A 21,768-nucleotide genomic window follows, 5' to 3' on the forward strand; every position below is an offset into this window, starting at 1 on the left:
CACAGTGTGATCCCCGGCGTTTGTGCGCAAGTCACTGAAACTGCTGGTTTTTTGATCAGATCCTGAAGAGCCCCGATCAGCGTGGCCTGGCGAGGTATCTCTACAGGTTATCCACAGGCAGGTGCACGTATAACTTGGATAACCTTTTCAAGGTTCGCTGCGCAGCACCAATTCGACCATCAGATCGTCCGCCAGGGTTTCCAGGCGCGATTGCAGCACCTCCAGCGACAAGGTCAGTGGCACCGCAAGAATCGCCTCGGCATGAAACAGCGGCTCGCTGCTCATCGGCGCCGGTCGAACGTCGGTCACCAACTGCTCCAGGTTCACGCCCTGTTCACTCAGCAGACGCGTAATGTCTCGCACAATGCCGGGACGATCATTGCCCACCAGTTCCATGGCAATCGGCTTCCAGGTGCAGGACTGTTCGATGCCGCTCTCGGCGATCAGCACGCGAATCCCTTGGGTCGACAATCCCTGCAGGGCGTCTACCAATTCGTCGTAGGCCTCGGCCGGCACACCCACCCGAAGAATCCCGGCAAACTGTCCGGCCATCCGCGACATGCGGCTCTCCAGCCAGTTACCGCCGTGCTCGGCAATGCATTGAGCAATGCGCTCGACCTGCCCGGGCTTGTCTGGAGCAATTACAGTGAGTACGAGATGGTCCATGGCGCAGCCCTCTGGTCATGACTTTTGTTATAGAAAAACAAGTATAGGCAAGGGTTGATCTTGCGCTGAATCGGCTGACGTCTTCGCGGGCAAGCCTCGCTCCTACAAGGTCGGCGTGTACCGCGTTGGCATGAACGACGCGGACCTGTAGGAGCGAGCGGTGCGGCGATCCGACTTGCCCGCGAATGGGGCACCACCCACAATCCTGCCAAACCACAAATCGTGTACAAGTTTTTATATTTAACTGGAACAATCCAATAGTTTTTTGAGAACATCACGGCCCCCGACATGACCGCAATACGTCATGTGGTCGCAGAACGACGTAATTAGTCTAATTTTCACAACCGCAATTCATCATGTAGTATGCCGCAGCAAGCACTACATAACGCTGGATCGATGTCTGCCGCAGGTGCCGTCGCAACCCCTGAAAGCCCTGTCAGCACGGCCGCAAAGCCGTTGATCGGATCGAACCCGGCCGCCAGCAATGGCATGTACTGGTAGATGGGTTTGTGGTTTAAATGGCCAGAGGCTTCATTGTCAAATTGAAGAGCTGAAAAGCGAAATAGCTGAGCAGAGTGAGGCAAGCAATGACTGAACACGTTCAAGTCGGTGGCCTGCAGGTCGCCAAAGTCCTGTTCGACTTCGTGAACAACGAAGCCATTCCCGGTACCGGCCTCACCGCCGACACGTTCTGGGCCGGTGCCGACAAGGTCATCCATGACCTGGCACCGAAGAACAAAGCCCTACTCGCCAAACGCGATGATTTCCAGGCACGTATCGATGCCTGGCACCAGGCTCGTGCAGGTGTTGCGCACGATGCGGTGGCCTACAAAGCCTTCCTGCAAGACATCGGTTATCTGCTGCCAGAAGCGGCTGATTTCCAGGCAACGACACAAAACGTCGATGACGAAATCGCCCGCATGGCCGGTCCACAGCTGGTGGTGCCGGTGATGAACGCGCGCTTCGCGCTCAACGCCTCGAACGCTCGCTGGGGTTCGCTGTATGACGCACTCTACGGCACCGACGCCATCAGCGAAGCGGACGGCGCGGAAAAAGGCAAAGGCTACAACAAGGTTCGCGGCGACAAGGTCATCGCCTTCGCCCGCGCCTTCCTCGACGAAGCCGTGCCACTGGCTGCCGGCTCCCACGTCGACTCCACCGGCTACAAGATCGTTGACGGCAAACTGGTGGTCGCCCTCAAAGGCGGCAGCAACTCGGTTTTGAAGAGCTCTGGCCTGCGCAACGATGCGCAACTGATCGGTTTCCACGGCGATACAGCGGCTCCAACCGCGATCCTGCTGAAGAACAATGGCCTGCACTTCGAAATCCAGATCGATGCCAGCACCCCGGTCGGCCAGACCGACGCGGCCGGCGTCAAAGACATCCTGATGGAAGCCGCGCTGACCACCATCATGGACTGCGAAGACTCCGTCGCCGCGGTCGATGCCGATGACAAAGTGGTGATCTACCGCAACTGGCTCGGCCTGATGAAGGGCGATCTGTCGGAAGAAGTCTCCAAGGGCGGTCAGACCTTTACCCGCACCATGAACGCCGATCGCACGTACACTGCCCTCGATGGCAGCGAACTGAGCCTGCACGGTCGCTCGCTGTTGTTCGTGCGCAACGTGGGTCACCTGATGACCACCGACGCGATCCTCGATAAAGACGGCAACGAAGTTCCGGAAGGTATTCTCGATGGCCTGGTGACTTGCCTCGCGGCGATTCACAGCCTCAACGGCAATAGCTCGCGCAAGAACAGCCGTACCGGCTCGGTCTATATCGTGAAGCCGAAGATGCACGGCCCGGAAGAAGCTGCATTCACCAACGAGCTGTTCGGCCGCATCGAAGACGTCCTCGACTTGCCGCGCAACACCCTCAAAGTCGGGATCATGGACGAGGAACGCCGTACCACGGTCAACCTCAAGGCCTGCATCAAGGCCGCCAGCGAGCGCGTGGTGTTCATCAACACCGGTTTCCTCGACCGCACAGGCGATGAAATCCACACCTCCATGGAAGCCGGCCCGATGGTGCGCAAAGCGGACATGAAGGCCGAGAAGTGGATCGGCGCGTACGAGAACTGGAACGTCGACATCGGGCTGAGCACTGGCCTGCAAGGTCGCGCCCAGATCGGTAAAGGCATGTGGGCCATGCCGGACCTGATGGCGGCGATGCTCGAACAGAAAATCGCTCACCCGATGGCCGGCGCCAATACCGCCTGGGTTCCATCGCCGACCGCCGCCGCGCTGCATGCGTTGCATTACCACAAGGTCGACGTGTTCGCCCGTCAAGCCGAACTGGCCAAACGTGCGCGTGCTTCGGTGGACGACATCCTGACCATCCCGTTGGCCGTCAATCCAGACTGGACCGCAGAGCAGATCAAAAACGAACTGGACAACAATGCCCAGGGCATTCTCGGTTACGTGGTGCGCTGGATCGACCAGGGCGTGGGCTGCTCGAAAGTGCCGGACATCAATGACGTCGGCCTGATGGAAGACCGTGCAACGCTGCGTATCTCCAGCCAGCACATCGCCAACTGGCTGCGCCACGGCATCGTCACGGAAGATCAGGTGATGAAAAGCCTCAAGCGCATGGCGCCGGTGGTTGACCGTCAGAACGCCAGCGACCCGCTGTACCGTCCGCTGGCACCGAACTTCGACAGCAACATCGCCTTTCAGGCGGCGGTCGAACTGGTGGTCGAAGGCACCCAACAGCCGAACGGCTACACCGAGCCGGTTCTGCACCGTCGTCGCCGCGAGTTCAAGGCTGCCAATGGCCTTTGATTAAACGCTGACGCCGGATATGAAAAAGCCCTGATCGAAAGATCGGGGCTTTTTTGCTTCAGATTGATCGTTCCCACGCTCCGCGTGGGAATGCAGCCCGGGACGCAGAGCGTCCATGGAGGCATGCCCACGCGGAGCATGGGAACGATCACGGCAAAGACTCCATCCCCAGCTCATGCTTGACCAATTCAAGCAGTTTGCCGCTATCGATGGGTTTGAGCAGAAAGTCCACTACGTGCAAATGCATGGCTTCAATTGCATCCTTCACGTCGGCGTCGCCGGAAACGATGATGATCGGCAACGCCGCACGCGCCGAGTCTCGCACCTGGCGGATCAGTTCCAGGCCATCGACATGTCTCATCCGCAGGTCGGTAATCACCAGCCCGATCGATGACTTCGTCTCCAGCAATTTGAGCGCCGTTTCGCCACTGGCCGCCGTCATGCAGTGAATGCCGTCCAGTCCCAGAATTTCCGACAGCAATTCCCTGGAGTCCTTATCGTCATCGACGATCAGTACCCGCTGCGGCGGCAAGTCTGGTTCCAACATGACGGCACTGAGCGCTTCGCGCTCGGCATCACTCAAAATATCGTGGTCGGACATGGCTTTCTCTACGTTTTCGGTTCGATCCCTGACACAAGGGTCAGACATCGCTCAGCAGACTTCAATGTGCACGTCGTCGGAAACTTTTCCAATAGACAATGTAGGAGGTTTTTCCCACCGTTGTGTCAGACATTTCCCATATTCAGGCCGCGGTACTGCCTACCTAGACTTACGTCCAATGGGCACTCTGCCCGTAGGGGCGGACCATGGCAGGGAAAGATCCGACACAACAATTCTAAAAAGACTGCGGTAATGGTTATGAGTAAAGCGGACGCCTTCACCCAGGCAGGGAAAACCGCGGTGTTGCAGAACATCCAGGGCACTGTGCAATTCCTACAGCGCTTCCCGCCGTTCAATCAGATGGAAAACGCCCACTTGGCCTATCTGGTCGAGCAATGTCAGCTGCGTTTTTATGCACCCGGCGAAAGCATCATCAAGCCTGCCGATGGCCCGGTTGAGCATTTCTACATCGTCAAACAGGGCCGGGTCGTGGGCGAACGTCCGCACACGGCCAAGGGCGGGACCGAAACCACCTTCGAAATCACCACCGGCGAGTGTTTCCCCCTCGCCGCGCTACTGGGGGAACGGGCGACTCGTACCGAACATCTGGCGGCCGAAGATACCTTTTGCCTACAGCTGAATAAGCTGGCGTTCATCAAACTGTTCGCACTTTCCAGCCCGTTTCGCGACTTTGCCCTACGCGGTGTCAGCAGTTTGCTGGATCAGGTCAATCAACAAGTCCAGCAAAAAGCCGTGGAAACTCTCGGTACCCAGTACTCGCTCAATACCCGGCTGGGCGAACTGGCCATGCGTCACCCGGTGACCTGCAGCCCGATCACGCCTCTGCGCGAAGCCGTGACGCTGATGCACGATCAGCAAGTCGGCAGCATTGTGGTGATCGATGAGCAAAAGGCGCCGCTGGGCATTTTCACCCTGCGCGACTTGCGGCATGTGGTGGCCAACGGCACCAGCGATTTCAGTGAAGCCATTGAAGGGCACATGACCCGGGCGCCGTTTTACCTGACGCCGGACCACAGTGCCTTCGACGCCGCGATTGCCATGACCGAGCGGCATATCGCCCACGTCTGTCTGGTCAAGGACCAGCGCCTGTGCGGCGTGGTCTCGGAGCGTGACCTGTTTTCCCTGCAACGGGTCGATCTGGTGCATCTGGCGCGGACTATTCGCAGTGCCCAGAAGCTGGAAAACCTGGTGGCGATGCGCGGCGAAATCGGCCAATTGGTGGAGCGGATGCTGGCTCACGGCGCGTCCTCGACCCAGATCACTCACATCATCACCCTGCTCAACGACCACACCGTGTGCCGGGTGATCGAACTGGTGCTCGCCGAGAAAGGTGACCCAGGCGTACGGTTCAGTTGGCTGTGTTTCGGCAGCGAAGGCCGTCGCGAGCAAACGCTGCACACCGATCAGGACAACGGCATTCTGTTCGAAGCCCGCGACGCGGCCCACGCCGCTGAGATTCGTGGCAAGTTGCTACCCATCGCCCAGCAGATCAATCAGAACCTGGCGCTGTGCGGCTTCACCCTGTGCAAGGGCAACATCATGGCCGGCAATCCCGAGCTGTGTTTGTCCCGGGCCGAATGGGCGCGACGCTTCGCGGCGTTTATCCGTGAGGCGACACCGGAAAACCTGCTGGGATCGAGCATCTATTTCGACCTGCGTGTGGTCTGGGGCGACGAGCGAGGCTGCGAGCAACTGCGCCAAGGCATCCTCGATCAGGTCGGCGACAACCGCTTGTTCCAGCGGATGATGGCCGAGAACGCCCTGCGCAACCGTCCGCCCGTGGGCCGTTTCCGCGAATTCGTGCTGGCTCGCAAAAATGGCGAGAAAGCCACGCTCGACCTGAAACTCCAAGGTCTCACCCCATTCGTCGACGGCGCTCGAGTGCTGGCCTTGGCCCACGGCATCGACACCAACAATACCTTGGAGCGCTTTCGTCAGTTGGTGGACAAAGAGATCATCGAACGGCTCGACGGCGCGGCGTACGAAGAGGCGTATCACTTCATCCAGCAAACCCGCATGCAGCAACATCAACTACAGACTCGGGAGAATTTGCCCTACTCCAACCGTGTCGATCCTGACAGCCTCAATCATCTGGACCGACGCATCCTGCGTGAATCCCTGCGCCAGGCCCAACGCCTGCAAAGCAGCCTGACCCTGCGGTATCAGTTATGAACCTGTTTTCATGGCTGCGCCCGGTCAGCCCTATTTTGCCCGGCGAACTGCAACAACGTCTGGAGCGCTTGCCTGCCGTGGCCGAGCTGGGCGATTGCAGCCTGCGCGAACAACGCTGGGTGGTACTCGACCTGGAAACCACCGGGCTGAACCTGAACAAGGATCGGCTGCTGTCCATCGGCGCGGTGGTGATCGAGGACGGGGCGATCGATTTCAGTCAGCCATTCGAACGCACGCTGCAATGCACCGAACTCAAACTTGGCCCCAGCGTGTTGATTCATGGTCTGGGCCCGAGCGCCATTGCCGCCGGCAGCGATCCCGCGCAGGCCTTGCTCGAATTCATGGAGTTTGTCGGTGACAGTCCAGTGTTGGCCTTTCATGCGCCGTTCGACCAGCACATGCTGGGGCGCGCGCTGAAAGAACATCTGGGCTACAAGTTGCAGCATCCGTTTCTGGATGTCGCAGACATCGCGCCGCTGTTGTGCCCGCAGGCGCACTTTCGCGAGGCCGGGCTGGACGAGTGGACCGACTGGTTCAAGCTGGAGCTCTTCGAACGGCATAACGCCAGTGCCGATGCCTTGGCGACGGCGGAGCTGATGCTGATTTTGTTCAGCCGGGCGCGGCAGCAGCAGATTCTTAGCCCGTTGAATTTGCAGCAGCGGCTGAGTCAGTGGAAGCGCAGACAGCGCGCGCCCTCTTTTTAAGTTTTACAGCGCCCGTTTTGGCACGTCTTTGACCTGCTCGGGCGGGGCATTCCCGCCGTCCTCGCCATTGGAAGGCTATTGCAGCGCGGTTGAACGACCTCAGCGCAGCATCTGCCGCACGCCCAACAGAATGATTACGCCGCCACAGACAGAATCGATCCAGCGCTTCTGTTTTCTGTACACGTCGGCAACGCGCTGGTGTGACAGCGCCAAGGCGACAAAGCCGTACCAGAAAGAGGCAACAATGGCGACAACCGCCAGCATGGCGGCTAAGGTTTCGATGCTGACGTGGGGAGGCGTGGCCGCGGAAAAAATGGCGGCATAGAACGCGATGGACTTGGGGTTCGCAATGTTGGTAGCAACGCCCTGCAGGAACGCTTTGCGGCGAGTTATGGTAGTGGTGCAGGGGTCGCGGCTCAGACCAGCGCCTCGCAACACGATCAGTCGCGCGCCGAACCAGATCAGGTAGGCAGCGCCCAGAAACTTGATGACCACCGCCAGCCATGGGAGCCATGTAAACACCATGCCGATCCCCAGAATGGCGCAGGTAGCCCAGAACAGATTCACCACCACGATGCCAGCGACCAGCATGAACGCTTCGGTGATCGTCGATGACGCTGCTTTGTGTGCCACTGCGACAAAGTTCGGCCCAGGTATGACCACCCCTGCGCAATACACTGAAAAAACCGCCAGCACCGCGGCCCAATTAACCATAAGTCTTTACCTTGTCAGTGAATGGGTTATGTCCGGGGCGACGCTCTACATCAGGCCTTCAGGCGAGGTGAGTGACGGCTACCCCACGAAATGCTCCAGCCAGAATGCGCAGACTCTCGCGGGTATGCACGTCCAGCCAACGGGAGTACATGACCATTTCCACGGGCGGTAATGGCGGCAATCCAAACAGCTCGCCAACATCGATCAATCGGGACGAAGCCAGACGCGTTGGCAGCGGCGCGACGCCGATACCCGCCGCCGCCGCGTACAGCGCAGTAGAGACGCCGCCGCCGATAAACGCATCCGACCACTGAATACCTTCCTGCGCCAGTAAACGGATTGCGATTGCGCGTATCCCGCAGGAGTCATCCACGGTCACCAGCGGCATCGGATCGCCACGGGTGCGCATAGAGAGATCGGCGAACCAGCCGTAGCGGTCTTCGAAGAGACTCTCGGCGTCTCGTCGATGTTTTTCGTTGCGCACGATCGCCACGTCAATTTCCTCGCGATCGAACTCCGTCAATAATTCGTGCGACGCCCCCACTCGCACGCTGATGTCCAGCGTTGGATCGTAGGACTTTATTTTTTCCAGCACCCTCGGCAGTTCGGGGCCAGCCACATGATCGCTGATGCCCAGCCGCAGTTTACGAGGTGTGTAGGCGACTTCAGAGAGTGCTAATTGTTGCGCGGCCAATAACGTACGGGCCCGCGGCAGAAACGCTTCGCCATCGGGTGACAGCTTGATCGAGCGCGGGGTGCGATTGAGTAAGCGTCGACGCAGGGTGCGCTCCAACCGCGAGACCTTGAGACTGACAGCGGCCTGGGTCAGCCCTAGTACTTCCGCCGCTTGGGTAAAACTGCGCATGTCGGTGGTCAGTACAAACGCTTCAACAGTCGATAGATCGAGATGAGTTGTCATTCAGAGATAACCATTGGTTATTACAGATATATCCTATCATAAATTTACAACCCTCCCAGCCCTTGCCACCATCCGCCCGGAATGGCTCACAAAAGCGTCTGAACACGGGAGATTGGTTGAGCTCGCGCCATTCAGCGAAAAGGGCTGTTCGCTACTGGTGATCTGGGAACACCCGGTCACACCGATTGATGCCGATGAGGAAATTTGCGCATGAGCCACACTAAAACCAGCACCATTGCCGCGCCCACCGCGAGTATAAATCGCCATCGATGGGTCGTACTCGCTGTCGGGGTGGCGGCACAAGCAAGCTTCTCGCTGGGTTTTCAGGGCATCCCGGCCACTGGCCCGTTACTGCAGGACGCTTACGGCCTGACCCTTGATCAGTTGGGCCTGATACTCGGTGCGATTGCCTTGGGTATTGCCGCCTCGGAAGTCATTTGGGGCTTGCTGACCGACAAGTTGGGCGACCGCTTTGTCTTGCTGACCGGTCTTCTGAGCACGAGCCTGATCTTTGCCCTGCTGGCGATGTTCGGCACCCCCAGGGTCGGTTCCATTCCGGGAGTCTTGCTACTGGGCAGTGGCCTGCTGGCGCTGGGCATCCTGGGCGGCAGTATCAACGGCTCCAGTGGCAAGGCGGTGATGTCCTGGTTCCAGGACGGTGAACGTGGTTTCGCCATGAGCATCCGCCAGACTGCAGTGCCGGTCGGCGGCGGAATCGGTGCAGCCATCCTGCCCTGGGTCGCGCTGCACTTTGGTTTCATCAGCGTCTTCAGTACGCTGGCCGTGACCAGCCTGCTCGCTGCAATGGCCGCCTGGACCTGGCTCACGCCGGCACCGGTACAACCGGCACCACGGGTCAATCCGGTTGCCAGCCCCAAGAGCACACTCAATGACCCGCACATGTGGCGCCTGTTCCTGACCAGCAGCCTGCTCACCGTACCGCAGTTCGCAGTGCTGACCTTTTCCGCGATTTACTTGATCAACGAGTTTCATCTGGGTATTGCAGTGACCTCGGCGGTGATCTTCGCGGTGCAGCTACTCGGCGCCGTCGCTCGGGTCTGGAGCGGTCGCTGGACTGACAAACACAATAATCGTCGCGCGTTCGTGCGGGGTATCGCCCTACTCGCTGCAGTGTCTTTGGTGCTGCTGCAATTGAACATCCTGACGTTCAACGCACCGGCCCTCAGTGTGCTGCTGCTGATTGCGGCTGGCGTGTTCGGCTCCGCGTGGCACGGGGTGGCCTACACCGAGATCGCGGTGATGGCCGGTGCGGCAAGGGTCGGGACGGCCCTGGGAATCGAGAACACCGCAGTGTTCGCCGCCGCGTTCGCAACACCGGCGTTGATCCCGGTGTTGCTGCGCAGTTTCTCCTGGGCTGAAGTCTGGGGAGGAATCGCCCTGCTCTGTCTGTTTGCTTTTGTCCTGTCGCCAAAACGCAAGCCCTGAGCCATGTCGGTTTGGCCGTTCCGGAGAACACCATGAATCCTCTATCCAGCCTCGTGACTTTCGCGTCGGTGGTCGAACATCGAAGTCTCTCCAGGGCGGCCGAACATCCGAGCACTTGCCAAACGGTGCTCGACGCTGATTCGCCGTCAATCAGCAGTCGGGTTTGTCTGCCGTGAAGCGCCGAGCCGGGTTCACCGCCGCACCGAATTCACGCAGAGCCTTGGCGCCGATCAACAGCGGGTAATTGAAGCTGCTGCGGTCGGTGAGGTTGACCTCGACGGTGCGCTTGATGTTGCCCAGGCACAATTCCAGATCGACCACCGGCCGCTTGGTGGGTTCGATCGTTTCCTTGTCATCCTCGTCTTCTTCGGAACGGGTCTTGATCTTGCTGATCCGCGCGACCTTGTGCTCATAGACCTTGTTGCTCGCGCCTTTGGTGGCGAGGCGGAAGCGCACCCACTCGTCGCCGTCGCGGGTGAAGGTTTCGATGTCCTTGGCCGACAGCGACGCGGTCAGGGCGCCGGTGTCCATTTTGGCCTTGAGGACTTCGCCGCCGATTTCCGGCAGCGCGATGTATTCGTAACGCCCATACAAGGTCGGCTCGGCGGCCAAGACCGGCAGGGCCATGAGGGAAAGCAGTGCAAGGAGAGATTTCACGTAATGGGCTTCCTTAGGGATGTGGACACATGGCCGAATTCTAGACCGCAGAAAACAGCGATAGTTGGACCGCCTCACACCTCTGTGGCGAGGGAGCCAGCTCCTGTTCGAGTGCGCAGCGCTCGTAAAAACCGCTGCATGCGGTATACCTGAAAAATCGCGGCGTCTGGTTTTGGGGCCGCTTCGCAGCCCAGCGGGAGCAAGCTCCCTCGCCACAGGGATCTCATAACGCTGGAAGCATACCGCCACAAACATGAAACATTCGTCACCACCCATTTGGCCTGTCGCCTGAAGCTGCTTATCATGGCGCGCCCACACGTTTTCAAGAGTTACCTATGCGCCGCCTGCTCACCGGCTGTTTCGTTACCCTGCTGTTGTTGCTTAACACCCTGATGCTGTTCGGACCGTTGATGGTGTTCGCCCTGCTCAAACTGGTTCTGCCCGGACGTTTTCGCGATGCCGCCTCCTGGACGGTGATGTGGATTGCCGAAACCTGGGCCGAAATCGACAAACTGATTTTTCGTCTGTGCATTCCCACCCAGTGGGACATTCGCGGTGGCAATGATCTACGCCGCGACACTTCGTATCTGGTAATCGGCAACCATCAATCCTGGGTCGATATACCGGCGCTGATCCAGGCCCTTAACCGGCGCACGCCGTTCTTCAAATTCTTCCTCAAGAAAGAACTGATCTGGGTGCCGTTCCTGGGCCTGGCCTGGTGGGCTTTGGACTATCCGTTCATGAAGCGCTACACCAAGGCGTTTCTGGCAAAGAACCCGGAGCTGGCCGGCCAGGACCTGGAGATCACCAAACAAGCCTGCGCGTTGTACAAGCGTCAGCCAGTGACGGTGGTCAATTATCTGGAAGGCACCCGCTACACCAGGGCGAAAAGCGCCCAGCAGCAGTCACCGTTCACCCACCTGCTCAAGCCCAAGGCGGGCGGCGTGGCATTTGTGCTGGCGGCGATGGGCGAACAACTGGATGCCATTCTCGATGTGACCGTGGTGTATCCACAGCAGCAGATTCCAGGGTTCTGGGATTTGATCAGCGGTCGCGTGCCAAGGGTGATCATCGATATCCAGACCCGCGAACTGGACCCGGCGCTGTGGCAAGGCGATTACGAAAACGATCCAGCGTTTCGCGAAACAATCCAGAACTGGGTCAACCAGCTCTGGATCGATAAGGACCGGCGCATCAAGGCATTACGCGCCGAAGGCTGACTCAGCTGCCGGTGCCTGCACCCCAGATCCCGCCGAGATTTTGCAGCAACGAACCGGCCACGCCTTGCTGGCCGAGATATTGCAGAATCACCGGGGCAAACATGCCGATCATCCCGGTGTCCATGCCCAGGGCACCGAAGGCGTTGTTCAGGTCGTTGGTGTCTTTGACGTTACCCAGCAAGCCATCGAGTAACGCATTTTTGTCCGAGCCCGCCCCGAGCAGCCCGCCCAGACCGTTCAGGCCACCGATGGCGCTGTTGCCAGCGATTTGACTGAGACCCGGCACGTTTTTACTCAGCTCGGAGAAGTCCTGGCCGCTGAGCTGATTTCTCGCCAGCCCCAGCATCGCACCGGCACCGCCGATGGCCTGCTCCGGGGTGATGTCGAGCTGCGAGCCCAGGGTATTGAGCAAACCGGCGGCCTTGGGCGCCGCCGCCACGATGCCATCGGCCTCATCGCCTCCATCATCGTCCTCGCCGCCTTCGTTGCCCTGCATCGCCGAAACCGCTTTGGCCGCATCAACGAGGCTGAACTGTGCAAAGGCCGGGCTGGCGACCAGTGTCGTCAACGAAGCGACAGCCATGAGCGAGGCCAGTGCAAAACCGCGTGAAACTTTCATCCAGACATCCTCGATTGCCATGAAAACCGCCCGGTAACGAGGCGGAAAAACTGCCGATTTGACCGGGTATCCGGTGGCATGTTCCCCCGTCACGTCGATGAGCGGACTCACGCGATGAATGGCACATGGGGCACGCGGATCTGGCGGAAGAAATGAGGCGAGCTTTTGTGCCGGGGGGTAATGTGAACCCCAAAAAAAACGGCGACCCGAGGGTCGCCGTTTTGCTTTGCGTGAAGCCCTTACGCCGCGCTGAACAACTTGTGCGGATCGATCACAAACTTCTTCGGCACGCCCGCATCGAACTCCCCATAACCACGTGGAGCGTCATCCAGGCTGATGACTTCAACACCCACGATGTCGGCAATCTTGATGCGGTCCCACATGATCGCCTGCATCAGTTGGCGGTTGTACTTCATCACTGGCGTCTGGCCGGTGTGGAAGCTGTGGGATTTGGCCCAGCCCAGACCGAAGCGAATGCTCAGGCTGCCCATTTTCGCGGCCGCGTCCACAGCACCTGGATCTTCGGTTACGTACAGGCCAGGGATGCCGATTTTGCCGGCAACGCGAACCACGCCCATCAGGGAGTTGAGCACGGTTGCCGGGGCTTCGTGTTTCACGCCGGCATGGCCGTGGCCGCGGGCTTCGAAACCTACGGCGTCGACGGCACAATCCACTTCTGGTTCACCCAGCAGCGCGGCGATCTGTTCGTGCAGTGGGGTGTCTGTCGACAGGTCGGCAATTTCGAAACCCTGAGCCTTGGCGTGAGCCAGGCGGATCGGGTTGACGTCACCGATGATCACCACTGCAGCGCCCAACAGGCGAGCGGAAGCGGCAGCGGCCAGACCCACCGGACCAGCGCCCGCGATGTATACGGTGCTACCTGGGCCAACGCCGGCAGTCACTGCGCCGTGGTAACCGGTCGGCAGAATGTCGGAGAGGCAGGTCAGGTCACGGATTTTCTCCATCGCGCGATCGCGATCCGGGAGTTTCAGCAGGTTGAAGTCGGCATACGGCACAAACGCGTATTCGGCTTGGCCACCGGTCCAGTCACCCATGTCGACATAACCATAGGCACCGCCCGGACGCGCCGGGTTAACGCTCAGGCAGACGCCAGTATGTTGCTCTTTGCACGAACGGCAACGGCCACAGGCAACGTTGAAAGGTACCGACACCAAGTCGCCGATCTGCAGGTTCTCGACACCGCTGCCCTTCTCGATCACTTCACCCGTGATCTCGTGGCCCAGCACCAGACCGGTCTGAGCGGTGGTGCGACCGCGCACCATGTGCTGATCGGAACCACAAATATTGGTGGAAACTACGCGCAGGATGACACCGTGCTCGATCTTCCTGCCGCGTGGGTCCTGCATTTTGGGATAGTCGATTTTCTGTACCTCGACCTTGCCTGCGCCGAGATACACGACACCACGATTACCAGACATGCTTTCACCTCGCTGTTGTTTTTATGTAGCGGTCGCGTCGCCATGGACCGGCGGCGCGTTGATTGCTCGGTAAGTCAAAAGATCGCAGCCTTCGGCAGCTCCTGCAGAGACATGCAATCGGCGTAGGAGCTGCCGAAGGCTACGATCTTTTCAGGCAGTAAAAACGTTAGAGCACAACTGTCCTGTTAGCGTTAAGGAACACGCGTCTTTCAATGTGATAACCCACCGCCCGCGCCAGGGTCAGCCCTTCGACATCCCGCCCCTTGGCGATCAAATCTTCTGGGTAATGACTGTGATCCACAGCCTCCACGCCCTGGGCGATGATCGGGCCTTCGTCCAGGTCGTTGTTGATGTAGTGCGCCGTGGCGCCGACCAGTTTCACGCCCTTGTTGTAGGCCTGGTGATACGGCTTGGCGCCTTTGAAACCCGGCAGCAGGGAGTGATGAATGTTGATCGCCTTGCCATCGAGTTTGCGGCACAGCTCTGGCGACAGGACTTGCATGTAGCGCGCAAGGACCACCAGTTCAGCGCCGGACTCTTCAATCACCTGCCAGACCTGACGCTCCTGCGACGGTTTGTCGTTCGGGTCCAGCGGGAAATGGTAGTACGGAATCTGGTGCCAGTCGGCCAACGGCTTGAGGTCCGGGTGGTTGGAGACCACGGCGACCACGTCCATCGACAACTGGCCGATGCGCTGGCGGTAGAGCAAGTCGTTGAGGCAGTGATCGGCCTTGGAGACCATGATCACCACTTTTGGCCGGTGGTGCGGCGGGGTCAGCTCGAAGATCATGCCAAAGGCTTCACCACGTTCCGCCAAACCGGCGCGAAAGGCTTGTTCATCGAAGCCATCGGGCTGACGGAATTCCACGCGAATGAAGAAACGGCCCGAGAGCCGGTCATCGAAAGAATGGTGCTCGGTGACGTAGCAGCCCTGCTCGAACAGAAAGCGGGTCACCGCATCCACGGTGCCAAGGACGCTGGGGCAGTCGGCAGTCAGAATCCATGTGTCTGGGGCGCGGCTCATAGTGCGGTGACTCCTGTAGCGAAACTGTCTGATCGTTCCCACGCAGAGCGTGGGAACGATCATTACGCCTGGACGCTAAGCCCGTATTCGGCGGCCGCATCCTGCAACCACAACCACCAGTAATCCGAGAAGCTGCGGCGGATCAGCAGTTCCCAGGTGTCTTCGGCAGTGTGGCGGATCATCAGTTGCGACTTGGCGAACACCGTGCCGACAGCCTTGCCCACCGGGAAGTTGTTGGGATGCACGTCGTAGCTGGTGGATTTCATCAGCACCTGACGTACGTTCGGGCCGCTGAGTTCGAGGATCTGTTGGCCACCGCTGACGTTGACGATCTGGATGTGCAGGTCGCCCAGGGCTTTGCGCAATTTCTGCTCGGCGGCGAATTCTTCGCCGGTCGGCACGATCAGCAGCCATTCATCCGGCCCCATCCATTGCAGGCTGGTTTCACCTTTGATCACCACGGTCAACGCGGCTGGCAGCTCCAGACCCAGGGCCTTGTGCACGCCGGCAGCGAACGCTGGATCATGGCCATCGCCACGAATGGTCAGGTGACCGAGGAGTTTTTTCTCACGCACGATCACGCCGGCGTTCTTGCGGCCCTTGCCCACCAGGCTGGCGAGGTCGGCGTGATGCAGCGACGACTCGGCCTTGGCCCCGGTGGTTGGGCGTTGTTGGTAAACATTGGCTGCGGTCATAAAGCACCTGTCCTGAATTCTGTGTCGCTCCCGCGCCAGGCGCGGGAGCGATCGATTACACGTTCTGGCGATCGCCTTTCGGATCGAAGAACACCGAAGAAACGATTTCCGCCTCGATCACGCTGCCGTCGGCCAGCGGTGCGAACACCCGCTCACCCATGCGCTTCAGGCCGCCCTTGACCACACCCATGGCAAACGAATAGCCGAGGGAGTTGTGCAAGTAGCTGGAAGTCACGTGACCGACCATGGTCATCGGGATGGTTTGCTTGGTGTTGAACACCAGTTGCGCACCTTCCGGCAGCCATTTGGTCGGATCGATCGGCTTCAGACCGACCAGCTGTTTGCGCTGATCACGCACGCAGTCTTCGCGGTTCATGCCACGCCAGCCGATCCACGAGAACGGTTTGGTGCGACCGACACACCAGCCCATGTTCAGGTCGTCCGGGGTCATCGAGCTGTCAGTGTCCTGACCAACGATGATGAAGCCCTTCTCTGCCCGCAGTACGTGCATGGTTTCAGTGCCGTACGGAGTCAGGTTGTACTTCTTGCCGGCCTCGACGATTTTCTCGAGCACGCCCATGGCGTAGTCGGCCTGCACGTTGACTTCGTACGACAGCTCGCCGGTAAACGAAATCCGGAATATCCGCGCCGGTACGCCGCCAACTAGAGCTTCTTTCCAGGTCATGAACGGGAAAGCTTCATTGGCCAGATCGACGTCGGTGACTTCGCTGAGCAGTTTGCGGCTGTTCGGCCCGGACAGGGTCATGGTCGCCCAATGGTCAGTCACGGAGGTGAAGTACACCTTCAGGTCTGGCCATTCGGTCTGATGGTAGATTTCCAGCCATTGCAGCACGCGTGCAGCGCCGCCGGTGGTGGTGGTCATCACGAAATGGTTGTCGGCCAGGCATGCAGTCACGCCGTCGTCGAACACCATGCCGTCTTCTTTACACATCAGGCCGTAACGCGCCTTGCCCACGTCGAGCTTGGTCCAGGTGTTGGTGTAGATGCGGTTGAGGAACTCGCGGGTGTCCGGGCCCTGGATGTCGATCTTGCCCAGGGTCGAAGCATCCAGCAGGCCGACGCTGTCGCGCACGGCTTTGCATTCGCGCTTCACGGCGGCATGCAGGTCTTCACCGTTTTTCGGGAAGTACCATGGACGCTTCCACTGACCGACGTCTTCAAATTCGGCGCCGTTCTTCACGTGCCAGTGATGCAGCGCGGTGAAACGAACCGGTTCGAAGATGTGCCCACAGTGACGGCCGGCCACGGCGCCGAAGGTCACCGGCGTGTAGTTCGGGCGGAACATGGTGGTGCCCATCTGCGGGATGGTCACGTTCAGCGAACGGGCGGCGATGGCCAGACCGTTGACGTTGCCGAGCTTGCCCTGATCGGTGCCGAAGCCCAATGCGGTGTAGCGTTTGACGTGCTCGACCGACTCGAAGCCTTCGCGGGTCGCCAGTTCGATGGCGGCAGCGGTGACGTCGTTTTGCAGGTCGACGAATTGCTTCGGCGCACGGGCAGTGGCTTTTTCGTGCGGCACCTGGAACAGCGCCAGCGTCGGCTCTTCCAGACGGCTCAGGGCTTTCGGCAAGGTGCCTTCTACACCGCTGAAACCGGCTTCGCTGGCCGCGCGAGCGCCGCCTTCAAAACCGTCGGCCAACGAATCGCCGAGACCGTAGATGCCGTTGATGCCGCCGACGCACACGCGTTTCTGCGGTGCCTCGCCCGGTACGAAACCGAGGATGTCTTCACGCCAGATCGGTTTGCCACCCAAGTGCGACGCCAGGTGAACCACCGGGCTGTAACCGCCGGAACTGGCGACCAGGTCGCAATCGAGCCACTCGCCAGGGCTGGTCACGGTGTGTGCTTTTACGTCAATCGCGGCAACGCGAGCGGCGGTGACGTGCTTGCTGCCACGGGCCTCGATCACGGCGCTGCCGGTCAGGATGCGGATACCTTTGGCGCGAGCTTCTTCCACCAGCGCACCGCGAGGGTTGCTGCGGGCATCGGCGATCGCCACCACTTGCAGACTGGCATCGAGCCAATCCAGGGCGACGCGGTAGGCATGATCGTTGTTGGTCGACAGCACCAGTTTCTTGCCCGGTGCCACGCCGTAACGACGTACATAAGTCGACACGGCGCCGGCGAGCATGTTGCCCGGCACGTCGTTGTTGCCATAAACCAGTGGACGCTCGTGAGTACCGGTCGCCAGTACCACACGCTTGGCGCGAACCCGGTGGATGCGCTGACGCACCTGGCCAATCGGGGCGCGGTCGCCGAGGTGATCGGTGAGGCGCTCGTGAATGGTCAGGAAGTTATGGTCGTGGTAACCGTTGACCGTGGCGCGCGGCAACAGCAGCACGTCCGGGGTGTTTTTCAGCTCGGCGATGACGCTGGCGACCCATTCGGTAGCAGGTTTGCCGTCGAGGCTTTCGCGGGAATCGAGCAGGCTGCCGCCGAACTCTTCCTGCTCATCGGCCAGGATCACGCGCGCACCGCTACGGGCAGCCGCCAGTGCAGCCGCCAGACCCGCAGGGCCAGCGCCGACGATCAGCACGTCGCAGTGCTGGTTCATGTAGTCGTAGGTGTCCGGATCGTTCTCGGTCGGCGAGCGGCCAAGGCCGGCAGCCTTACGAATGTACTTCTCGTAGGTCATCCAGAACGATTGCGGGTACATGAAGGTTTTGTAGTAGAAGCCCGGCGGCATCAGCTTGCCGCCGACCTTGCCGAGAATCCCCATCATGTCGTTGTTCACGCTCGGCCAGCCGTTGGTGCTGGTGGCGACCAGGCCTTGATACAGCGCTTGTTGCGTGGCGCGCACGTTCGGGATCTGCGTGGCTTCGGTCGCACCGATCTGCAGCACAGCGTTCGGCTCTTCGGCACCGGCGGCGAAGATGCCGCGCGGGCGCGAGTACTTGAAGCTGCGGCCGATGATGTCGACACCGTTGGCCAGCAAGGCGGCAGCGAGGGTATCGCCTTCAAAGCCTTTGTAGACCTGGCCGTTGAAAGTGAAGCTCAGCACTTTGTTGCGGTCGATGCGTCCGCCGTTGGACAGGCGATTGATCTGGCTCATACCTTCTCTCCCAGAGCCGTGGCGGCCGCTTTCGGGCTGTCGGTCTTGTCGGTGAACTGCGGCTTGGCGCCGATCTTGTAGGTTTCGAGAATCTCGTAGGTCACGGTGTCACGGGTGACGTTGAAGTACTGACGGCAACCGGCAACGTGATCCCACAGCTCGTGGTGCAGACCGCGAGGGTTATCGCGGAAGAACATGTAGTCGCCCCACTCCTCGTCGGTGCAGCTGTTCGGATCCAGTGGACGCGGGATGTGCGCCTGGCCGGATGCGTGGAATTCCTCTTCGGAGCGCAACTCGCCGCAGTGAGGACAGAAGATATGCAACATGGGGATTTCTCCTGTTAGTGGGCAACCGCAGCAGCGCCGTGTTCGTCGATCAACGCACCGTTGTGGAAACGGTCGATGGAGAAAGGTGCAGCCAATGGGTGCATTTCACCCTTGGCCAGGCTGGCGGCAAATACGTTGCCCGAGCCAGGTGTTGCCTTGAAGCCACCGGTGCCCCAACCGCAGTTGAAGAACATGTTCGGTACCGGTGTTTTCGAAATGATCGGGCACGCATCCGGCGTGGTGTCGACGATGCCGCCCCACTGACGGTTCATGCGCACGCGGGACAACACCGGGAACATCTCGACGATGGCCTGAACGGTGTGCTCGATCACCGGGTACGAACCACGCTGGCCGTAGCCGTTGTAGCCGTCGATACCGGCGCCGATCACCAGGTCGCCCTTGTCGGACTGGCTGATGTAACCGTGTACGGCGTTGGACATGATCACGCTGTCGATAATCGGCTTGATCGGCTCGGACACCAGCGCTTGCAGCGGGTGCGATTCGATCGGCAGACGGAAACCGGCGAGCTTGGCCATGTGCCCGGAGTTACCGGCAGTGACCACACCAACGCGCTTGGCGCCGATGAAGCCCTTGTTGGTTTCAACACCGATGCACACGCCGTTTTCCTTGCGGAAGCCAATTACTTCGGTCTGCTGGATCAGGTCCACGCCCAAGGCGTCGGCGGCACGGGCAAAGCCCCACGCCACGGCATCGTGACGGGCCACGCCGCCGCGACGCTGGACGGTTGCGCCCATCACCGGGTAGCGAGTGTTCTTGGAGCAGTCGAGGTACGGAATCTCGTCAGCCACTTGTTTGGCATCGAGCAGTTCGCCGTCCACGCCGTTGAGGCGGTTGGCGCTGACCCGACGCTCAGAATCACGAATGTCTTGAAGCGTGTGGCACAGGTTGTAAACGCCGCGCTGGGAGAACATCACGTTGTAGTTCAGGTCCTGAGACAGGCCTTCCCACAGTTTCATCGCGTGTTCGTACAGGTGCGCCGACTCGTCCCACAGGTAGTTGGAGCGAACGATGGTGGTGTTGCGCGCGGTGTTACCGCCGCCCAGCCAGCCTTTCTCGACCACGGCCACGTTGGTGATGCCGTGTTCCTTGGCCAGGTAGTAGGCGGTCGCCAGACCATGCCCGCCACCGCCGACGATGACCACGTCATAGACCTTTTTCGGGGTCGGCGTGCGCCACATCTTCTGCCAGTTTTCGTGATGGCTGAGGGAGTGTTTGAAGAGGCCGAAGCCCGAATAGCGTTGCATAGTCATTTACTCCAAAACCGCGCTCAGCGATAAACCGGGAAGTCCGCGCACAGGGCTGCCACTTGCTGCGCGACATTCGCTTCGACATCGGCATCGCCGAGGTTGTCGAGGATGTCGCAGATCCAGCCGGCCAGCGTGATGCACTGGGTAACCTTGAAGCCGCGAGTGGTCACCGCCGGGGTGCCGATACGCAGGCCGGAGGTCACGAACGGCGACTGTGGATCATTCGGGACAGCGTTCTTGTTCACGGTGATGTGGGCGCGACCGAGTGCTGCATCCGCCTCTTTGCCGGTGAGGCCCTGACGGATCAGGCTGACCAGAAACAGGTGGTTATCGGTGCCGCCGGACACTACATCGTAGCCGCGTTTGATAAATACGCCGGCCATCGCCTGGGCGTTGTCGATCACTTGCTGCTGGTAAACCTTGAAGCCAGGCTCCAACGCTTCCTTGAAGCACACCGCCTTACCGGCGATCACGTGCATCAGCGGGCCGCCCTGGGCACCCGGGAAGACTGCCGCGTTGAGCTTCTTCTCGATTTCTTCGTTGGACTTGCACAGGATCAGGCCGCCACGAGGACCGCGCAGGGTCTTGTGGGTGGTGGTGGTGACCACATCGGCATACGGCAGCGGATTCGGGTACAGGCCGGCAGCGACCAGACCGGCAACGTGGGCCATGTCGACGAACAGCAGCGCACCGACCTTGTCGGCGATCTGACGGAAGCGCGGGAAGTCGAGGGTCTTGGAGTAAGCCGAGAAGCCGGCGACGATCATTTTCGGCTTGCACTCGACGGCCAGGCGCTCGACTTCGTCGTAATCGATCAGCCCGGTCTTGGTGTCGATGCCGTACTGCACGGCGTTGTACAGCTTGCCCGAAGACGACACTTTGGCACCGTGGGTCAGGTGACCGCCGTGGGCCAGGCTCATGCCGAGGATGGTATCGCCGGCTTGCAGCAGGGCCAGGTACACGGCGCTGTTGGCCGAGGAACCGGAGTGTGGCTGGACGTTGGCGTAATCGGCACCGAACAGTTGCTTGGCGCGCTCGATGGCCAGGGCCTCTACCTTGTCGACGTGCTCGCAGCCACCGTAGTAGCGCTTGCCCGGATAACCTTCGGCGTATTTGTTGGTCAGGCCACTGCCTTGCGCTTCCATCACGCGCTTGCTGGTGTAGTTCTCTGACGCGATCAGCTCGATGTGATCTTCCTGACGTTGCTCCTCGGCATTCATCGCCGCCAGCAGTGCATCGTCGTAGCCTTTGATCTGGTCTTGCTTGCTGAACATCGCGTCTCTCCCAGCGGCATCTATGCGCCATTCGTCTCGGTAAGGCACTGGCGTTACGGCAGTGCCCTTTGGATGCGATGGTATGACCGGCTTCGAGTGGTCAAATGCCTATGGACGCCACGCAAAGGTGCGTTTACGACATGGGCTGAA

General features: G+C 60.1%; 19 protein-coding genes. 5 read left to right on the top strand and 14 right to left on the bottom strand.

The genetic code is table 11. The annotated features are described in order from the left end of the window. Positions 1 to 147: 147 nt before the first annotated feature. Positions 148 to 666: a glycine cleavage system protein R gene (locus LOY56_RS24265; protein WP_258617666.1), complete on the bottom strand. Its 519-nt coding sequence runs from the start codon at positions 664 to 666 to the stop codon at positions 148 to 150. A gap of 338 nt (positions 667 to 1,004) precedes the next feature. After that, complete coding sequence (locus LOY56_RS24270; protein ID WP_258617667.1) at positions 1,005 to 1,271, bottom strand: hypothetical protein; 267 nt, start codon at positions 1,269 to 1,271, stop codon at positions 1,005 to 1,007. Here LOY56_RS24270 and LOY56_RS24275 point away from each other — a divergent pair. After that, a complete protein-coding gene (locus LOY56_RS24275; protein ID WP_258617668.1) occupies positions 1,254 to 3,446 on the top strand; it encodes a malate synthase G in 2,193 nt (730 codons plus the stop codon). The genes LOY56_RS24270 and LOY56_RS24275 overlap by 18 nt on opposite strands. A 148-nt stretch (positions 3,447 to 3,594) precedes the next feature. Here the strand turns inward: LOY56_RS24275 and LOY56_RS24280 are convergent, their stop codons facing one another. Then, a complete protein-coding gene (locus LOY56_RS24280) occupies positions 3,595 to 4,047 on the bottom strand; it encodes a response regulator (RefSeq protein WP_258617669.1) in 453 nt (150 codons plus the stop codon). 252 nt (positions 4,048 to 4,299) lie between these two features. Between LOY56_RS24280 and LOY56_RS24285 the strand changes: the two genes are divergently transcribed. Next, complete coding sequence (locus LOY56_RS24285) at positions 4,300 to 6,240, top strand: putative nucleotidyltransferase substrate binding domain-containing protein (protein WP_258617672.1); 1,941 nt, start codon at positions 4,300 to 4,302, stop codon at positions 6,238 to 6,240. Continuing rightward, on the top strand, positions 6,237 to 6,944 hold the full coding sequence (locus LOY56_RS24290) for a PolC-type DNA polymerase III (RefSeq protein WP_258617673.1): 708 nt from the start codon (positions 6,237 to 6,239) through the stop codon (positions 6,942 to 6,944). Before LOY56_RS24285 ends, LOY56_RS24290 begins: the two co-directional genes overlap by 4 nt. Before the next feature lie 99 nt (positions 6,945 to 7,043). Here the strand turns inward: LOY56_RS24290 and LOY56_RS24295 are convergent, their stop codons facing one another. Both LOY56_RS24295 and LOY56_RS24300 read right to left on the bottom strand, forming a co-directional pair. Beyond that, positions 7,044 to 7,658, bottom strand: a complete 615-nt coding sequence (locus LOY56_RS24295; protein WP_258617681.1) for a LysE family translocator — start codon at positions 7,656 to 7,658, stop codon at positions 7,044 to 7,046. A gap of 58 nt (positions 7,659 to 7,716) precedes the next feature. After that, positions 7,717 to 8,577 carry a LysR substrate-binding domain-containing protein gene (locus tag LOY56_RS24300; RefSeq protein ID WP_258617683.1) on the bottom strand — a complete coding sequence of 287 codons (861 nt, stop codon included), beginning with the start codon at positions 8,575 to 8,577 and terminating at the stop codon, positions 7,717 to 7,719. Positions 8,578 to 8,787: 210 nt separating this feature from the next. Between LOY56_RS24300 and LOY56_RS24305 the strand changes: the two genes are divergently transcribed. Continuing rightward, positions 8,788 to 10,023: an MFS transporter gene (locus tag LOY56_RS24305; RefSeq protein WP_258617685.1), complete on the top strand. Its 1,236-nt coding sequence runs from the start codon at positions 8,788 to 8,790 to the stop codon at positions 10,021 to 10,023. A gap of 150 nt (positions 10,024 to 10,173) precedes the next feature. On the opposite strand, the gene LOY56_RS24310 is transcribed toward LOY56_RS24305, so the two are convergent. Continuing rightward, positions 10,174 to 10,680 (bottom strand): ATP-dependent zinc protease, encoded by a 507-nt coding sequence (locus LOY56_RS24310; protein WP_258617687.1) that lies wholly within the window; start codon positions 10,678 to 10,680, stop codon positions 10,174 to 10,176. Between the two features lie 335 nt (positions 10,681 to 11,015). Here LOY56_RS24310 and LOY56_RS24315 point away from each other — a divergent pair, with 335 nt between their 5' ends. Continuing rightward, positions 11,016 to 11,900, top strand: coding sequence for an acyltransferase (locus tag LOY56_RS24315; protein WP_258617688.1), 885 nt, complete (start codon positions 11,016 to 11,018; stop codon positions 11,898 to 11,900). 1 nt (position 11,901) lies between these two features. On the opposite strand, the gene LOY56_RS24320 is transcribed toward LOY56_RS24315, so the two are convergent. From LOY56_RS24320 to glyA, 8 genes are all read right to left on the bottom strand, one after another. After that, a complete protein-coding gene (locus tag LOY56_RS24320) occupies positions 11,902 to 12,519 on the bottom strand; it encodes a DUF2780 domain-containing protein (protein WP_258617690.1) in 618 nt (205 codons plus the stop codon). A 239-nt stretch (positions 12,520 to 12,758) separates the two neighbouring features. Continuing rightward, entirely contained in the window at positions 12,759 to 13,958 is a 1,200-nt protein-coding gene (fdhA, locus tag LOY56_RS24325) for a formaldehyde dehydrogenase, glutathione-independent (protein WP_008008145.1), read from the bottom strand. Positions 13,959 to 14,124: 166 nt separating this feature from the next. Further along, positions 14,125 to 14,982 carry a formyltetrahydrofolate deformylase gene (gene purU, locus LOY56_RS24330; protein ID WP_258617696.1) on the bottom strand — a complete coding sequence of 286 codons (858 nt, stop codon included), beginning with the start codon at positions 14,980 to 14,982 and terminating at the stop codon, positions 14,125 to 14,127. A 62-nt stretch (positions 14,983 to 15,044) separates the two neighbouring features. Then, complete coding sequence (locus tag LOY56_RS24335) at positions 15,045 to 15,677, bottom strand: sarcosine oxidase subunit gamma (protein ID WP_052967382.1); 633 nt, start codon at positions 15,675 to 15,677, stop codon at positions 15,045 to 15,047. 55 nt (positions 15,678 to 15,732) lie between these two features. After that, a complete protein-coding gene (locus LOY56_RS24340; RefSeq protein WP_258617698.1) occupies positions 15,733 to 18,750 on the bottom strand; it encodes a sarcosine oxidase subunit alpha in 3,018 nt (1,005 codons plus the stop codon). Further along, a complete protein-coding gene (locus tag LOY56_RS24345; RefSeq protein ID WP_008008142.1) occupies positions 18,747 to 19,076 on the bottom strand; it encodes a sarcosine oxidase subunit delta in 330 nt (109 codons plus the stop codon). The genes LOY56_RS24340 and LOY56_RS24345 overlap by 4 nt, the downstream gene beginning before the upstream one ends. Before the next feature lie 14 nt (positions 19,077 to 19,090). Continuing rightward, positions 19,091 to 20,341, bottom strand: coding sequence for a sarcosine oxidase subunit beta (locus LOY56_RS24350; protein WP_038981138.1), 1,251 nt, complete (start codon positions 20,339 to 20,341; stop codon positions 19,091 to 19,093). A gap of 23 nt (positions 20,342 to 20,364) precedes the next feature. Further along, entirely contained in the window at positions 20,365 to 21,618 is a 1,254-nt protein-coding gene (glyA, locus tag LOY56_RS24355) for a serine hydroxymethyltransferase (RefSeq protein ID WP_258617699.1), read from the bottom strand. Positions 21,619 to 21,768 lie beyond the last annotated feature (150 nt).

The organism is Pseudomonas sp. B21-048, assembly GCF_024748615.1.
Lineage (GTDB): Bacteria > Pseudomonadota > Gammaproteobacteria > Pseudomonadales > Pseudomonadaceae > Aquipseudomonas.

What these genes read in the sequence shown, in the direction of transcription:
- LOY56_RS24265 (WP_258617666.1), bottom strand. Translation starts at nt 666, where the DNA reads ATGGACCATCTCGTACTCACTGTAATTGCTCCAGACAAGCCCGGGCAG.
- LOY56_RS24275 (WP_258617668.1), top strand. Translation starts at nt 1,254, where the DNA reads ATGACTGAACACGTTCAAGTCGGTGGCCTGCAGGTCGCCAAAGTCCTG.
- LOY56_RS24280 (WP_258617669.1), bottom strand. Translation starts at nt 4,047, where the DNA reads ATGTCCGACCACGATATTTTGAGTGATGCCGAGCGCGAAGCGCTCAGT.
- LOY56_RS24285 (WP_258617672.1), top strand. Translation starts at nt 4,300, where the DNA reads ATGGTTATGAGTAAAGCGGACGCCTTCACCCAGGCAGGGAAAACCGCG.
- LOY56_RS24290 (WP_258617673.1), top strand. Translation starts at nt 6,237, where the DNA reads ATGAACCTGTTTTCATGGCTGCGCCCGGTCAGCCCTATTTTGCCCGGC.
- LOY56_RS24295 (WP_258617681.1), bottom strand. Translation starts at nt 7,658, where the DNA reads ATGGTTAATTGGGCCGCGGTGCTGGCGGTTTTTTCAGTGTATTGCGCA.
- LOY56_RS24300 (WP_258617683.1), bottom strand. Translation starts at nt 8,577, where the DNA reads ATGACAACTCATCTCGATCTATCGACTGTTGAAGCGTTTGTACTGACC.
- LOY56_RS24305 (WP_258617685.1), top strand. Translation starts at nt 8,788, where the DNA reads ATGAGCCACACTAAAACCAGCACCATTGCCGCGCCCACCGCGAGTATA.
- LOY56_RS24315 (WP_258617688.1), top strand. Translation starts at nt 11,016, where the DNA reads ATGCGCCGCCTGCTCACCGGCTGTTTCGTTACCCTGCTGTTGTTGCTT.
- LOY56_RS24320 (WP_258617690.1), bottom strand. Translation starts at nt 12,519, where the DNA reads ATGAAAGTTTCACGCGGTTTTGCACTGGCCTCGCTCATGGCTGTCGCT.
- fdhA (WP_008008145.1), bottom strand. Translation starts at nt 13,958, where the DNA reads ATGTCTGGTAATCGTGGTGTCGTGTATCTCGGCGCAGGCAAGGTCGAG.
- purU (WP_258617696.1), bottom strand. Translation starts at nt 14,982, where the DNA reads ATGAGCCGCGCCCCAGACACATGGATTCTGACTGCCGACTGCCCCAGC.
- LOY56_RS24335 (WP_052967382.1), bottom strand. Translation starts at nt 15,677, where the DNA reads ATGACCGCAGCCAATGTTTACCAACAACGCCCAACCACCGGGGCCAAG.
- LOY56_RS24340 (WP_258617698.1), bottom strand. Translation starts at nt 18,750, where the DNA reads ATGAGCCAGATCAATCGCCTGTCCAACGGCGGACGCATCGACCGCAAC.
- LOY56_RS24345 (WP_008008142.1), bottom strand. Translation starts at nt 19,076, where the DNA reads ATGTTGCATATCTTCTGTCCTCACTGCGGCGAGTTGCGCTCCGAAGAG.
- LOY56_RS24350 (WP_038981138.1), bottom strand. Translation starts at nt 20,341, where the DNA reads ATGCAACGCTATTCGGGCTTCGGCCTCTTCAAACACTCCCTCAGCCAT.
- glyA (WP_258617699.1), bottom strand. Translation starts at nt 21,618, where the DNA reads ATGTTCAGCAAGCAAGACCAGATCAAAGGCTACGACGATGCACTGCTG.